The sequence below is a fragment of the Frigoribacterium faeni genome (assembly GCF_007988805.1).
GTDB lineage: Bacteria > Actinomycetota > Actinomycetes > Actinomycetales > Microbacteriaceae > Frigoribacterium > Frigoribacterium faeni.
In genome coordinates, this window is the sequence record NZ_BJUV01000018.1 from 39,948 (window position 1) to 54,540 (window position 14,593).

Here is a 14,593-nt window from a genome sequence, read left to right on the forward strand (position 1 = left end):
AGTCTAGGAGGCGCGACCGACGCCGTCACCGGCCCCGCGCCTCCTCGGGGACGGCCACCGAGGCGAGCCCGCCTGTGGAGGAACGGGAGACCCCCGACCGGTCGAAGGCCCGCACCACCAGCCAGACGTAGAGCGGCGTGCAGACGAGCGTGACGGCCAGGCCCAGCGGGCTGCCGTCGCTCGACGGAGTGCCGGCGAACGGCGCCAGCAGCAGGAACAGCACGACGTTGTTGAGCACGTGCGCCACGATCGCCGCCTCGAGGCCGCCCGTGCGCCAGGTCAGCCACGCCGCGGCCACCCCGAAGACGGCCACGTCGGCCAGCCCCCACGGGTTGTAGGCGTGCGCGGCGGCGAAAGCGAGGGTGGGCAGCACGATCGCGACGACCGGCCAGGCGATCCACGACCCGAGCGCCTGCATGGCGAAACCGCGGAACGCGTACTCCTCGGCGGTGGCCTGCAACGGCACGAGGAGCACGATGACCGCCATCGACCAGACCATCGCCGCCGGCGGGGTCGTCACCGGCCCGAAGCCGACGGCCTCCCCGACCAGAGGAGGCGCGACGACCGTGGTCAGCAGCACCGTCAGCCCCATGAACACCGCCGCGGGCACGAGGCAGCGGGCCAGCCATCCCCAGCGGAGACGGCCCGCCACGCTCGAGAGGCGGCCCGGGCCGCCGAGGCCCGCCAACCGGGTGGCGAGCAGCACGGCGGGCAGCATCGTGGCGATCGACCCGAGCGTCAGGGCCATGACGAGCGGCTCGGAGGCGTCGAGCGGGTCGGCCTGGAGCGCGGCGTACACCCGGGTGACGGCGTCGGGACCGCCGACCGCCCGGAGGACCGCGACGACGCCGAGCACGAAGGCGTTCGAGAAGACGAGGTAGAGCACCACGGCGAGCACGGCCGCGACGATCGGCTTCCACCACCGGTACGTCGGCAGGGCGCGGAACAGGCGGTGGTAGGCGACGGTCACCTCCCGAGGGTACGTCGTCCCCCCGTCGCCGCCCCTGCGGGCGGGGGAACGGCGACGTGCCGCCCCCCTTCGCAGGGGGACGGCACGCCGCCGTTCGTGTTCTCGTGCGGTCAGAAGAGGACCACCACGATGCTGAAGCCGCCGCTCGAGCCCTTGAGCTGCGCGTCGCCGCCGTACTCGCTGGTCAGCAGGTGGAGGCCGCGCCCGAGCTTGCCGAGGTCGACCGAGGCCCTGCCCTCGTCGTCGACCGTCGCGGTGCCCACCGGGCGTCCGTTGTCTCGCACGGTGACGGTGCCGGTCGGCGCGATCGCGCCCGAGACGGTCGCCGTGTAGCTCACCGGCCAGCGCGAGGTCGTGACCAGCGTGGAGGCCGAGCCCCGCACCGACGACGCGAGCTTGTCGACGGTGACCGACGACGACGTCGCCGACGCCTCGGTGAAGCCCTCGGCCGACGCCGTGACCGTCACGGCGATCGAGCGACCGGCGTCGGCGGTCGCGAGACGGTAGCGGGCGGAGGTGGCCCCGGCGATGGCCTCGCCGTCACGCGTCCACTGGTAGGCGCGGGTGACGTCGTCGACGCTCCACGTGCCTCCGTCGGTGCGCACCGTCTGGCCGACGACCGCCTTGCCGCTGATCGACGGCGCGGTGACGCTCTCGATCGGCGGGACGACGGTCTCGGCGATCTCGATCGGCACCGAGATGCTCGTCGCGGTGCCGGAGACCGCGAGCGTCAGCTGCTGCGTGCCCGCCTCGAGACCCTCGGGCACGGTGACGCTCAGCGTGGCGCGACCCTGCTCGTCGGTCGCGGTGACGATGGTGCCGTCGATCGCGGCGGACCCGACCTCGGTGTCGCCGAACGACGCCGTCACGGTGCCGCTGGTGGGACCGCCGTTGCTGAACAGCAGCGACGAGAGGCCGAGCGAGAGGGTGTCGCCGGCCGCGAAGCCGCCTTCGGGGGCCGTCGGCAGGGTGACGCCGACGGCGCGCTGGGCGAAGTCGGGCGAGACGACCGGGTTGGCGGCGAAGTAGTCGACCTGGCTCTGCAGGTCGACCTTGCCGCTGTCGGCCTTCGACGAGGCGCCGTTCAGAGCCGTGAAGTTGTCCCCGCCGGCGGCGAGGAACGAGTTGACGGCGACCTTGTAGCTGGCGGCCTCGTCGAGAGGAGCGCCGTCGAACGTGATCTGGCCGATGCGCGATCCGGCCGCGGCGGTCGGGTCGTAGGTGTAGGTCAGGCCCTTCGAGACGCCGAGCTTGAGGAACGGCCGCGACGATCCGGCCGGCTGCCACTGCTGCTCGAGGGTCTGGCGGATCTGCGCCCCGGTCAGGGTCGAGACCACGAGCGTGTTGGCGAAGGGCTGGACGGCGGCGGCCTCCTGGAAGGTGACGCGACCATCGGGGTCGACGGCGGTGTCGCCGCTCGACGCGTAGCGCAGGTCGGCGCGCAGGCCGCCCGGGTTCATGAACGCGATCTGGGCGCCGTTCTCCGTCGTGGCCGCGAGCTGGGCGTCGGCGACGAGGTTGCCGAGGGCGGACTCGCCGCCCCGGTTCTCGCTGCCGTCGAGCTGCTTCGCGCGGAGGACGTCGGCCGTGATCGTGCCGACGGGCTTACGGCCCTCCACGGCGGCGACCGCGGTGGCGTCGGCGACGATCGTCGCGACGGCGGGATCGGGCGTGGCCGACTGGTAGAGCGGGACGAGCCCGCCGGTGACGGTCGCGTCGTCGGTCGCGTCGTCGTAGGTCACCGTCAGGTGGCTCAGGTTCGCGCCGTAGCTGCCGGTCTGGATGACCGGGCGGGGCTCGGTGCCGCCGGTGGGCACGATGTCCTCGAAGTCGTAGGTCTGGTGCGTGTGCGCCGAGAGGATCGCGTCCACCTCGGGCGTGACGTTCTTGGCGATGTTCGCGAACTCGCCGTCGCCGGTCGCGTCGGCCTCGAGGGCGGTCGAGTTGCCCTCGTGCACGAGCAGCACGATCACGTCCGCCTCGCCGTTCTCGGCCGTGTCGACGCCGTCGGTGAGCTCGTCCGCCGCCGCGTTGACCGAGTCGACGATGTCGCCGAACTCGAGCCCCTCGATGCCGGCCGGGCTCACGAGCTCCGGCATGAGCTCGGTGATGGCGCCGATGAACCCGACCTTGACTCCGCTGACGTCCTCGACGTAGTAGGGGTCGTAGACCGGCTCGCCCGTGGCGCTGTCGAGGATGTTCGAGCTGACGTACGGGAAGTCGCTGTTCGGCACGACCCGGTCGTCGAAGTCGTCTCGCCCCTTGTCGAACTCGTGGTTGCCCGGCGTGCTGACGTCCAGGCCCATCGAGTTGAGCGCGTCGAGCGTGGGCTGGTCGTCCTGGATGAACGACGTGAAGGTCGACGCCCCGATGTTGTCGCCGGACGAGACGAAGAGGGTGTTCGGGTTCGCGGCCCGGAACTGGTTGACCTTCCCGGCCATGACGGCCGCACCGGCCGTCGGGCTGGTCTCCTGTGCGAGACGCCCGTGGAAGTCGTTGATGCCGAGGATGTCGATCGTGGTCGTGGCGGCCTGGGCCGGTGCGGCGACGAGAGTGCCGAGCCCGAGGGCCGCGACGGTGGCGCCGACGAGGGCGAGACGGCGGACGCGACGCCCGCCTCCGTGACCGGTGTTCTGTGAGGACGGGGGGCTTGTGCGCATGGGCGTCTGTGCTCCTGGTACGACGGGATCGGGGTGGTCGCCACCCGCGAACGGGGGCCGACCACGCGAGCCTAGGTTTCCGCTGTGCATCCGGCAAGCATCCGCCGTCGATCGTCACGAGTTGTTCACGAACGGGCGCCTGGGGAGGGACGGTCGACGCCCGGCAGGCGCCGCCGACGACCGGGATAGGCTGGAGCGTCCGCCGATCGAGACCCCGGAGGTGCCCGCGTGACCACCGCCCGTCGCAGTCTGGCCGTGCTCGGCTCGCCGATCGGGCACTCGCTGTCGCCGACCCTCCACGCGGCCGCCTACGAGACCCTCGGCCTCCCGTTCGACTACGGCCGCGCCGAGGTCGAGTCGGGGTCGCTCGCCGGCTTCGTCGACTCGCTCGACCCGAGCTGGCTGGGTCTCAGCCTGACGATGCCGCTCAAGCGCGAGGTCCTCCCCCTGCTCGACACCGTGTCGCCGCTGGCGAGCCGCCTCGGCGTCGCCAACACGGTCGTGTTCGACGCCGAGGGGCGACGCCACGGACACAACACCGACGTCGACGGCATCGTGCGCTCGGTCGAGCTGCGGCACGACGCGCGTCCGACCGCGGCGACGATCCTCGGCGGCGGCGCGACCGCCGCCTCCGCGCTCTTCTCGGCCTGGCGGCTCGGCGCCCGCTCGATCTCGATCCGGCTGCGCGACCCCCGACGCGCGGGCGACCTCACCGCTCTCGCCGCCGACCTCGGCGTCGAGGTCGACGTGGCGCCGCTCGACGAGCTCGCCTCCTCGGAACCCCTCGACTTCGTCGTCAGCACGCTCCCCGGCGGCGCGGCCGACGATCTGCCGATCCGACCGCGCGACGCCGACTCCGTCCTCGTCGACGTCGCCTACGAACCCTGGCCGACCCGCCTCGCCTCCCGCTGGGCCGACGGGGGCGGCATCGTGCTCAGCGGTCTCGACATGCTCGTCGAGCAGGCGCTCTCGCAGGTGCTGCTCTTCCGCGCGGGCGCCACGGCCGGCGCCACGGCAACGGTCGGTGACGACGGCGACGGCGACGCCCCGCTCGACGAGACGCGGGACGCGGTGCGGGTGCGCGAGGCGATGCGTCGCGCGGTGGGCCTCGCGGATCGGCCGACCCGCGCCTCCTCGACCCGCGCCTCCTCGACCCCGGTCGGCGGGGGGACGCCCTCGTGATCCCCACCCCGCAGCCGGTGACCCTGCGATCGGTCGTGCTCGGCGACGGCCGACCCGCCGTCTGCGTGCCGCTGACCGGACGGACCGAGGAGGCGCTGGTCGCCACCGCGGCCGCTCTCCCCCGCGACGCGTACGACCTCGTCGAGCTGCGCCTCGACTGGCTCACGGCCGTCGACGACACGGCCCAGGCCACGGCCGCGGTCGTCGCCGTCCGGACGGCCCTGCCCGACGACGTCCCGCTGATCGCGACCTTCCGCACCAAGCAGGAGGGCGGGGAGCGCGACATCACCCCCGACGACTACGGACTGCTGCTCCGCGCCCTGGTCGGCACCGGAGCCGTCGACGCCCTCGACGTCGAGATGTTCACCCAGCCCGACGTGCTCGAGACCGTCGTCGACGCCGCCCACGCGGCCGGCGTCGCCGTGGTGATGTCGTCGCATGACTTCGAGGCGACCCCCGCTCGAGCCGAGATCGTCTCGCGCCTGGTGCAGCAGCAGGAGCTCGGCGCCGACGTGGTCAAGCTGGCGGCCATGCCCCGGTCCGCGGACGACGTGCTGACGCTCCTCGCGGCCACCGCCGAGTTCCGGTCGGGTGCCGGGCTCGTGCCGGCGATCACGATGTCGATGGGGCCGCTCGGCGCGGTCTCGCGCGTGGCGGGCGAGACGTTCGGGTCGTGCCTCAGCTTCGGCACGGTCGGCGACGCCAGCGCCCCGGGACAGCTCGACGCGGCCGGGCTGCGCGCGGCGCTGGGGCTGCTGCACGGGGACTGAGCCGGCCGAGGCCCGGCCAGGACAGGCCCGGCCCGCGCGGTGCCGCCTCCGGGTTCGACCTGGTGCCGACCGACGCCGCGTGATGCCGCGTGATGCCGCGCGGAGGTGAGGGTCTCCGACGGGCCCGGCCGACGCTCCACCACCGGGAGACGAGCGACGGGCGTCGCTCAACAGGAGTCGTCGGGCCGGGGTCCGTCGGAGCGTGACGACCCTATCCCGAGCCCCGGCGGCCCGTAAAGCACCCCGAGCGTGACGGGATCGACGCGCCGTGCGTACTGTGGGCCTCCGACAGCATCCGGCCAGGCCGGTCGTGCCCGGCTCCGGCCGGTCGGGGCCGCGACGACTCCTGACGGGCGCCCCAACGAAGGAGAACCCATGAGCATCGGCGGCGGAATCGCCTTGATCGTGATCGGCGCGATCCTCGCGTTCGCACTCGAGTTCCAGGTGGCCGGGATCGACATCCGGCTGATCGGCTACATCCTCATCGCAGCGGGGGTCGTCGTGACCCTGCTCGGCATCGTGTTCCTCACCCGGCGCCGCCAGGTCACCTCGACCTCGCGCACGGCCGTCGACCCGACCAGCGGCGAGCAGGTCACGCGCCGCTCCACCCAGGACGGCGGCGGCCCGATCGTCTGATCGGCCACCCTCGCGTCGGCCCCGTCGCCCTGCCTCCCCGGCCGGGCACGGGGCCGTCGTCATGCCGCGGGCCCTCTCCCCGGCCAGGTAGGTCGACCGCAGGCCTCAGGCCGAGCCCGTCGACCGCAGGCTTCCGGCCAGGCCCGTCGACCACGGGTCTCAGGCCGGGCCCGTCGACCGCAGGCCGCAGGCCGGGCCCGTCGACCGCAGGCCTCAGGCCTCAGGCCTCAGGCCTCAGGCAACGACGGTCGACCGCAGGGTGGACGAGCCGTCGGGCAGGCGCCGCACCTCAATGCGATCGGCGATGCGCTGCTTGAGTTCGTCGACGTGGCTGACGATCCCGACGACGCGGCCCGAGGCGGAGAGCCGACCGAGCTCGGTCATGACCGCGTCGAGGGTCGCGGGGTCGAGCGAGCCGAACCCCTCGTCGACGAACAGGGTGCCGAGCTCGAGGCCGCCGGCCTCGGCCTGCACGACGTCGGCCAGGCCGAGGGCGAGGCTGAGCGAGGCGTAGAAGGTCTCGCCGCCCGAGAAGCTGCCCGGGTCGCGCGTGCTGTCGGTGGCGTGGTCGCGGATCGCGAGCGCGAGACCGGTCTTGCGGGATCGCGAGCCCGACTCGCGTTCGTCCGACGACTGCAGCTCGTAGCGGCCGCTCGACATCACCGAGAGCCGGGCGTTGGCGGCCGCGACGACGTCGTCGAAGCGCCGCAGCAGCACGTAGGTGCCGAGCGTGACGCCCTTGACGTTGACGGCCGTGGAGGCGCTGGCCAGATCCGCCATCCGCACGATCGCGCGGGCGTCGCGTGACGCGGCGTCGCCGACCGCCGAGGCTGCGGTGAGCGCGGCCAGGGCGGCGGTGGACCGACTCGCGCGCTCCTCCGCTCGGGCCGCCGCCGCGGCGATCTCGGCGTGCGTCGCCTCGGCGGCGGCGACGCGCGACTCGGCGTGCTCGACGTCCGGGGTCTCGTCTCCGGTGAGCGCGGCGATCTCGGGTTCCACCAGGCCCGCCGTGACGACCGCGCGCTCGCGGTCGTGGGCGGCGACGAGCGCGTCGAGTCGGGCCAGCTCGGCGGGTTCGAGCGTGGCGACGGCGACCTCGTCGACCGTGGTGAAGCCGGCAGCGGAGAGGGCTGCGTCGAGGTCGGCGCGGCGGGTGGCCGCCGCATCGGCCGCGGCCGCGTCGGCGTCGAACGCGTCGACCAGCCGACGCGCGTCGCCGAGCCGCCGCGTGACGTCGGCGACGAGCGCGGCGACGGTCTCGGCTCGTCCGTCGAGGTGCTGCGCCACGGTCGCGGCGTCGTCGTCGAGTCGGCGGCGGTCGCTCTCGGCCCGCTCGCGCGCGGTGGCGAGCGACAGCCGCTCGGCCGCGACGGCCGCGCGCAGTCGGTCGGTGTCGGCGTCGTGTCGCTCGAGGGCCTCCTCGGCGTGGGCTCGCGCCGTCACCGCCTCGTGGGCTGCGGCCAGGTGCGCCCGGGCGGCCTCGAGCTCGGCGCCGACGGTCTCGGGCGTGACGCCGTCGAGCTCCGCCGCCCGCTCGTCGCGACGGTCGAGGGCGACCGAGCGCCGGGACGCCGCCGCCGCGAGGTCGTTCTCCCGGCGGGCGCGGTCGTCGGACGCGCGGTCGACGAGCTCGTCGTCGGGGTGGTCGGCCGTGGTCGCGGCGAGGTGGGGGTGCACGGTCGAGCCGCAGACGGGACAGGGGTCGTCGTCGCCGAGCGTCGCGGCCAGCTCGCCGGCCATGCCCGTGATCTTCCGGCGACGCAGGTCGCTCTCGAGCGCGGCCGCCTCGAGCGCCACCCGGGTGGCGGCGTGCAGCTCCTCGGTCGCGCTCTCGAGCGCGTCCTCACGTCGGGCGAGGTCGTCGAGTCGCTCGCGACGGCGCGTCGCGTCGGCGAGCGCCGCCTCGGCCGGGGCGACGGCGGCGGACTCGCTCAGGGCGGTGAGGGCCGCGACCAGGCCGACCCGCGCCTCCGGACGCGCGTCGAGGGCCCGGTCGAGTTCGACGATCCGGTCGGTCGCCGCGTCGAGCCGCTCGTCGGCGACCTCGAGGGCGGCGACGCGGTCGGGCAGCCCCTTCTCGAGGCGGGCCACGTCGGTCAGGGCGCCGAGCTCGCCGGTGAGCGAGTCGCGCCGGGCGGCGGCGGTGTCGCGGGCCGCCTCCGCGGCGGCCTGGGCGAGCTCGGGGGCGCCGTCCGTCGCGAGCGCGACCCGCACCTGCTCGGTCGTGGTCGCCCGCCGTTCGTCGGCACGACGCGACCCGTCGATCGCGGCGAGCACCGAGGAGGCGCGGCGCGCGTCGTCGAGACGCGCCCGCCCCGTGCGCACCTCGGCCTCGGCCTCGCGCACCGCCGTGTCGCGTGCCGTCAGAGTCGCCCGTCGGCCGAGGGCCCCCTGCAGCCGTCGCTGCTCGTCGAGCAGGAGGCGCGCCGCGTCGCGGTCGGCCCGGGCGGCGTCGCGACGGACGGCGAGGTCGGCGGCGTCGGCGACGAGCCCGGCGACGAGGTCGTCGAGACCGCCGCGACCGTCGAGCCCGGCCCCGCCGTCGAGGTCGGCGGCGCCATCGAGGTCGGCGGCGCGCCCGGCCGCCCGGGCCTCGGCGAAGACGTCGTCGTCGACCCCGGTGGCCTCGCGCAGCCGGCTCGTCGCGAGCTCGACCTCGCGCTCGGCCGCCGCGATCGACCGGTGGGCGGCCACGCGGCGGTCGACGAGCTGCGCGGTGGTCTTCTCGTAGATCTCGGTGCCGAACAGCGACTGCAGCACCTCCTTGCGCTTCTCGCCGGTCGATCGCAGGAACGCGGCGAACTCGCCCTGGGGCAGCACCACGGTCTGCACGAACTGCTGCTTGGTGAGTCCGAGCACGCGTCCGATCTCGGCGCCGACCTCCTGTGCGCTGGTCGACACGACGGTGCCGTCGACGGCGTCGGGCGAGGTGAGCAGCACGAGGCTGACCGTCTGGTTCTGCGGGGTCGTGCCCGTGCCGCGTGTCTTGGGCCGCCGGTAGGCGGGCGTCCGTCGGATGCGGTGGATGCCCGCGGCGGTCTCGAAGACGACCTCGACGAAGGGCTCGACGGTGGCGGCCGCGTGGTGGCTCCGCAGCCGGTCGGGGCTCGACGTCGACCCGGCGAGCCCGCCGTAGAGCGCGAACACGACGGCGTCGATGATGGTCGACTTGCCGGACCCGGTGGGCCCTTCGAGCAGGAAGACGCCTGAGGCGCCGAGGGCCGCGAAGTCGATGCTGTGCTCGCCCGAGTAGGGCCCGATGGCGCGCAGGGTCAGCCGGTGCAGGATCACGCGCTGGCCTCCGTCGCCCGCGCGGCCTCGTAGGCCGAGCGCACGATGTCGAGCTCGATCGCGCTGGCGTCGGCGCCCGAGGCGAAGGCGACGAAATCGGCGGCGACCTCGACCGGGTCGGTCTCGATCGTGACGGCCCGCAGCGCGGGCGCGTCGACGGCGCCGATCGGCGTGTGCAGGATCGCCAACGCGTTCGGGAACCGCTCGCGCACGCGGGAGTACAGCCGGTCGGGGTGCACGGGGTCGGTGACGAGGATCCGCGACCACGCCTCGACGTGCTCGTCGTAGCGACCGTCGAGAAGGCGGCCGATCGTGTCGGTGAGTTCGACGAGGGGCCGGGGCACCGGCGTCGGCACGGTCTCGACGGTCGCGAGCCCGTCGGCGTCGAGCGTGACGAGGGTGGACGACTTGACGTGGTTCCGCTCGCCGAACGAGAACGCGAGAGGCGACCCCGAGTAGCGCACCGTCGGCCGGGCGTCGACGGGGCCGACCCGCTGGGCGCCGTGCAGATGGCCGAGCGCCACGTAGTCGACGCCGTCGAACACCCCGGAGGGCACCGAGTCGACTCCCCCGACACGGATGTCGCGCTCGCTCTCGCTCACCGCGCCTCCGGAGACGAACGCGTGCGCGACCACGACCGACCGGGCTCCCTCGCGCGTGGCGAGGTCGGCACGGATGCGACGCATCGCCGCGCCGACGACGGCCTCGTGCGAGCGGGCCAGGGGCCCGTCGGAATCGGCGTCGGCGAGCGCGTGGCGCACCGAGTCGGGGTCGAGGTAGGGCACGCCGTAGAAGGCGACGGGGCCGTCGGTGTCGTCGACGACGACCGGGCCGTCGAGCTCGTCGACGCGGGCGCGCAGGTGCAGACCGGGGCGCATGAGCTCGGCGGCGAAGCCGAGCCGGACGGCCGAATCGTGGTTGCCGGGGGTCACGACGACCGTCGCGAGCTCGCTGAGCCGCCGGAGGGCCTGGCCGAGGAGGCGCACGCTCGGCACCGAGGGCACGGCCCGGTCGTACACGTCGCCGGCGACGACCACCACCTGCACACCCCGCTCGCGGACGAGCTCGACGAGGTGGTCGACGAAGGCGGCCTGGTGATCGTGCAGGTCGACGCCGTGCAGCGTGCGTCCGAGGTGCCAGTCGCTCGTGTGCAGGATGAGCACGGGTCTCCGTTCTGCGGTGCCGGTGGGTCGTCGTCACTGTAGCGTCGAGGTCCGACACCGAAGCGCTGGAGGAGATCCGCACCGTGACCGACGACACCATCGACCTGCCCGCCCTCCGGAACGAGGTCGAGGCACGCCACGAGCGGATGATCGCCGATCTGGTCGCCTACGCCTCGCTCGAGACCCCCTCCGACGACGTCGACCTGCTCGAGGCCGGCCTCGCCTGGATAGAGTCTTGGCTGACGGCCACGGCGGGCCCGGCGGCCGCGCGTCGGGTGCACGTGGTGGAGGGCTACGGCGACACGGTCACCCTCGAGTACCCGTCGCCGACGGGGTCGTCCGAATGGGTCAGTGCGCTCTGCCACTACGACACCGTCTGGTCGGAGGGCACGCTCGCCGACTGGCCGATCACGATCGACGGCGACGTCATGACCGGCCCCGGGGTCTTCGACATGAAGTCGGGTCTGATCCAGCTCGGTCACGCCATCGCCGTGTCCGACGGGCTGGGGCTGCCCCGGCCCGGTGTCCGCATCGTGCTGAACGGCGACGAGGAGGTCGGCAGCATCGCCTCGCGCTCGGCGATCGAGGCCGAGGTGAGCCGAGGAGGCGCGGTGCTCGTCTTCGAGTCCGCCGCGGAGGGCGCCGTCAAGACCGCCCGCAAGGGCGTCGGCATCTTCGAGGTCGAGACCTTCGGCGTCGAGGTGCACGCCGGCCTGCACCCCCGGTCCGGTGCGAGCGCCATCGACGAGATGGCCCGGATCATCCTGCAGCTGCACGGCGCCGCCGACATCGACGCGGGCACGTCGCTCAACGTCGGCATCGTGCAGGGCGGCACCCGCACCAACGTGCGGGCCGGTCACGCCCGGGCCTCGGTGGACGTGCGCGTCACCTCGTCCGACGAGGCCGCCCGCGTCGAGGCCCTCTTCGCCGGACTCGCCCCGCACGATCCGCTCGCGCGGGTGCAGGTGACGGGCGGCTGGAACCGCCCTCCGATGGAGCGCACGGCGGTGACGGCCGCACTGTACGGACGCGCGGCGGCCGTCGCGGCGACGCTCGGCTTCGAGCTGCGCGAGGTCTCGGTCGGCGGGGCGAGCGATGGCAACTTCGCCGCGGCCCTCGGCTGCGCGGTGCTCGACGGCGTCGGCGGGGTCGGCGGCGGGGCGCACGCCCGCCACGAGTGGATCAGCGTGGCCGGCATGGTCGAGCGCAGCGAGTTCGTCGTCGCCCTCCTCGCCGACCTGGCGTAGCCGACGCGGGCGCGTGCCGGGCTCGAGTGGTCGGAGGATGCTCTTCCCCAGCTCGGGAACGACATCATTGGACCACTCGACGACCCCGATCCGAAGGCAGCCCGTCATGACCGCCAAGCCCACCGTCCTGTTCGTCTGCGTGCACAACGCCGGCCGCTCCCAGATGGCCGCCGGCTACCTGCAGGCCCTCGCCGGCGATCGCGTCGACGTCCTCTCCGCCGGAAGCCAGCCCAAGGACGAGATCAACCCCGTGGCGATCCAGGCCATGGCCGAGGAGGGCATCGACATCGCGGGCAACCAGCCCAAGGTCCTCACGACCGACGCCGTGCGCGACAGCGACGTCGTGATCACGATGGGCTGCGGCGACGCCTGCCCGATCTTCCCCGGCAAGCGCTACGAGGACTGGGAGCTCACCGACCCCGCGGGCCGCGGCATCGACGACGTCCGCCCCATCCGCGACGACATCCGGGCTCGCGTCGAAGCCCTCCTGGCCGAGATCGCCCCCGCGACCGCCTGATCGTCGGCGCCCGCGGGCGCTCCCGAGCACGGTTCCTCGCGGCGCACGCTCACGAGTGGCCCCTCGGGGAGCGCGCCTTCTCCTATGCTGCGATCGTGTCTCGCACGCGCCAGAGGGTGTTCCGGGGGCTCCTCGCCGCCGTCGCGGTCGTCGGCGTGCTGTCGATCGGGGTGAGCCCGTCCCTCCGGTCGGTGGACGAGGCGCCCCTCCTGCATGTCGTCGCGATGAGCCGTCTCGTCGGCGCGGTCGCGATCGCGTGCCTCCTCGGCCTCGCCGTCGCGCTCCTCGCGGGTCGACGCGCCGACCGCGACCGCCCGGGCGGGATCGTCGCCGCCGGCCTGCTGGTGCTCGCCCTCGTGGGCTTCGTCGGCGCTCCCGCGCTGTCGGTTCCGGCCGAGGAGGCGCGGGCCGACGACGGCGCGGACCTCACGATCCTCTCGTGGAACACCGGGCAGGACGACGTCGACGCGTCCGTGATCCTCGCCCTCGTCGACGATCACCGGGCGGACGTCATCGTCCTCCCCGAGTACTTCGGGCGACTCGCGGAGGGTCAGTTCGGCGGATGGGCCGCCGAGAACGGATACCAGCTCCTCTCGGCGGAGTCGTCGACCTCGAGCGTGCTCATCTCCGACCGGCTCGGCGCGTATACGGTCGACACGACCGACGCCCCGCCGTGGGCCGGTTTCACCGCCGTCCCGTCGGACGCGACGAGTCCGCCGATCGTCGTCGTCCACGCCGAGCACGCCCGGCTGTGGTCGTCGAGCCTGTGGCAGCAGCACATCGCGTGGGTCGCGCGCGCCTGCGACCGTCCCCTCTCGATCGCCGTCGGCGATCTCAACGCGACGGCGCAGAACCTCCCCGCGAACGGGCTCGGCCGGTGCCGCGACGTCGCCGAGCGCCGGGGCGAGACGACGACCGGCACCTGGCCGACCTGGCTCCCCGCAGCCGTCGGGGCGCAGATCGATCGGGTGCTGGCGGGGAGCGCCTGGACGCCGACGAGCTTCGAGGTGCTCTCCGGCCACGACCGCGACGGCACCGATCACCGTCCGATCCTGGCCCGCCTCGCCGCGGTCGACGACAGGAGCGCCCCGTGACCCGACCGACTCACGACCGCGATCCGAGCGCCGACCCGAGCCCAGCCGAGCTCGACGGCGATCCGACCGGACGAGCTCGAGCGCGCCTCGTCACGCGGCGCAGCCTCCTCGTCGCGGCAGGCGCCGCGGTGGTGATCGGCGCCGGGGGCGTCGCCGCATCCGCCGCCGGCGTGATCCCCGGGCGGTCCTTCGTCGAGCGGAAGCTCGGTCTCGTCGGCGCAGCGGGCGAGATCCCGGATCTGGCGCCCGGCCCGGCGGCGACCGGGACATTCCTCTCGGCGGCTCGTCGAGGCGCGGACACCGGGTGGACCATCAGCTACCCGCCGGGCAGCAGCGTCGGCGACCGCCTGCCCGTCATCGTCTCGCTGCACGGCTACGGAGGCGACCACCGCACGAGCTTCGGCGACCGTCTCGGGCTCGACCGGTTCCAGGCGCAGGCGGTGTCGCAGGGCACGGCGGGTTTCGCCGTGGCGTCCGTGGACGGTGGCGACGCCTACTGGCATCCTCGCGTCTCCGGAGAGGACCCTCGGGGCATGCTCGTCGAGGAATTCCTGCCGCTCCTCGCCGACCAGGGGCTCGACACGTCCAGGCTCGGCCTGCTCGGCTGGTCCATGGGGGCGTTCGGCGCCCTCCTGCTCGCGAGCGACCTGGGGCCCGCACGGGTCGCGGCGGTCGGGGCGATGTCGGTCGCGCTCTGGCCGACGGCCGATCGGGCCGCGTCGGGGGCGTTCGACGACGCCGACGACTTCGCGCGGAACGACCTCCTGGATCCGTCGCGCGCTCGCGCTCTCGGAACAGTGGCCGCTCGGATCGACTGCGGCACCGCGGACGCCTTCTGCCCGAACAACCGCCGGCTGGTCGACACCGTGACGCCCCGCCCGACCGGCGTCTTCACCTCCGGTGCACACGACATGGCCTACTGGCGACGCGTGGTGCCCGACCAGCTCGCGTTCCTCGGCGCGCGCCTCGGCTAGGCCGTCGGCCCGCTCGCCGTCGGCCGGCTCGCCGTCGGCCGGCTCGCCGTCGACGATCGAGACTCAGGCCGCACGGACGTCGGGTGACC

Annotated in this window: 11 protein-coding genes; 7 read left to right on the forward strand and 4 right to left on the reverse strand. The window is 74.2% G+C overall.

Annotated elements, in window-relative coordinates:
• Positions 1-25: 25 nt before the first annotated feature.
• On the reverse strand, positions 26-970 hold the full coding sequence (locus FFA01_RS09930; protein WP_146855629.1) for a CPBP family intramembrane glutamic endopeptidase: 945 nt from the start codon (positions 968-970) through the stop codon (positions 26-28).
• Positions 971-1,080: 110 nt separating this feature from the next.
• Positions 1,081-3,630 carry a 5'-nucleotidase C-terminal domain-containing protein gene (locus FFA01_RS09935; RefSeq protein WP_167627337.1) on the reverse strand — a complete coding sequence of 850 codons (2,550 nt, stop codon included), beginning with the start codon at positions 3,628-3,630 and terminating at the stop codon, positions 1,081-1,083.
• Positions 3,631-3,858: 228 nt separating this feature from the next.
• Here FFA01_RS09935 and FFA01_RS09940 point away from each other — a divergent pair, with 228 nt between their 5' ends.
• The 3 genes from FFA01_RS09940 to FFA01_RS09950 all read left to right on the forward strand — a co-directional run bounded on the left by FFA01_RS09940 (position 3,859) and on the right by FFA01_RS09950 (position 6,218).
• Positions 3,859-4,812 carry a shikimate dehydrogenase gene (locus FFA01_RS09940; protein ID WP_208720888.1) on the forward strand — a complete coding sequence of 318 codons (954 nt, stop codon included), beginning with the start codon at positions 3,859-3,861 and terminating at the stop codon, positions 4,810-4,812.
• Entirely contained in the window at positions 4,809-5,582 is a 774-nt protein-coding gene (aroD, locus tag FFA01_RS09945) for a type I 3-dehydroquinate dehydratase (RefSeq protein ID WP_146855633.1), read from the forward strand. Before FFA01_RS09940 ends, aroD begins: the two co-directional genes overlap by 4 nt.
• Before the next feature lie 375 nt (positions 5,583-5,957).
• Positions 5,958-6,218, forward strand: a complete 261-nt coding sequence (locus tag FFA01_RS09950; RefSeq protein ID WP_146855635.1) for a DUF6458 family protein — start codon at positions 5,958-5,960, stop codon at positions 6,216-6,218.
• Positions 6,219-6,452: 234 nt separating this feature from the next.
• Here the strand turns inward: FFA01_RS09950 and FFA01_RS09955 are convergent, their stop codons facing one another.
• Positions 6,453-9,509, reverse strand: a complete 3,057-nt coding sequence (locus tag FFA01_RS09955) for an AAA family ATPase (RefSeq protein WP_146855637.1) — start codon at positions 9,507-9,509, stop codon at positions 6,453-6,455.
• A complete protein-coding gene (locus FFA01_RS09960; protein ID WP_146855639.1) occupies positions 9,506-10,672 on the reverse strand; it encodes a metallophosphoesterase family protein in 1,167 nt (388 codons plus the stop codon). Before FFA01_RS09960 ends, FFA01_RS09955 begins: the two co-directional genes overlap by 4 nt.
• A gap of 83 nt (positions 10,673-10,755) precedes the next feature.
• Here FFA01_RS09960 and FFA01_RS09965 point away from each other — a divergent pair, with 83 nt between their 5' ends.
• The 4 genes from FFA01_RS09965 (at position 10,756) to FFA01_RS15930 (ending at position 14,504) form a co-directional block, all read left to right on the forward strand.
• On the forward strand, positions 10,756-11,919 hold the full coding sequence (locus FFA01_RS09965) for a M20/M25/M40 family metallo-hydrolase (protein ID WP_208720889.1): 1,164 nt from the start codon (positions 10,756-10,758) through the stop codon (positions 11,917-11,919).
• A 106-nt stretch (positions 11,920-12,025) separates the two neighbouring features.
• Positions 12,026-12,436 (forward strand): arsenate reductase ArsC, encoded by a 411-nt coding sequence (locus FFA01_RS09970; RefSeq protein ID WP_146855641.1) that lies wholly within the window; start codon positions 12,026-12,028, stop codon positions 12,434-12,436.
• 95 nt (positions 12,437-12,531) lie between these two features.
• Complete coding sequence (locus tag FFA01_RS15925) at positions 12,532-13,530, forward strand: endonuclease/exonuclease/phosphatase family protein (RefSeq protein WP_167627338.1); 999 nt, start codon at positions 12,532-12,534, stop codon at positions 13,528-13,530.
• Positions 13,527-14,504, forward strand: a complete 978-nt coding sequence (locus FFA01_RS15930; RefSeq protein ID WP_208720890.1) for an alpha/beta hydrolase — start codon at positions 13,527-13,529, stop codon at positions 14,502-14,504. The genes FFA01_RS15925 and FFA01_RS15930 overlap by 4 nt, the downstream gene beginning before the upstream one ends.
• The last annotated feature ends 89 nt before the right edge of the window (positions 14,505-14,593 follow it).

Excerpts from the sequence above, each read along its gene's own strand:
- FFA01_RS09950 (WP_146855635.1), top strand. The coding sequence starts at position 5,958 with ATGAGCATCGGCGGCGGAATCGCCTTGATCGTGATCGGCGCGATCCTC.
- FFA01_RS09970 (WP_146855641.1), top strand. The coding sequence starts at position 12,026 with ATGACCGCCAAGCCCACCGTCCTGTTCGTCTGCGTGCACAACGCCGGC.
- FFA01_RS09935 (WP_167627337.1), bottom strand. The coding sequence starts at position 3,630 with ATGCGCACAAGCCCCCCGTCCTCACAGAACACCGGTCACGGAGGCGGG.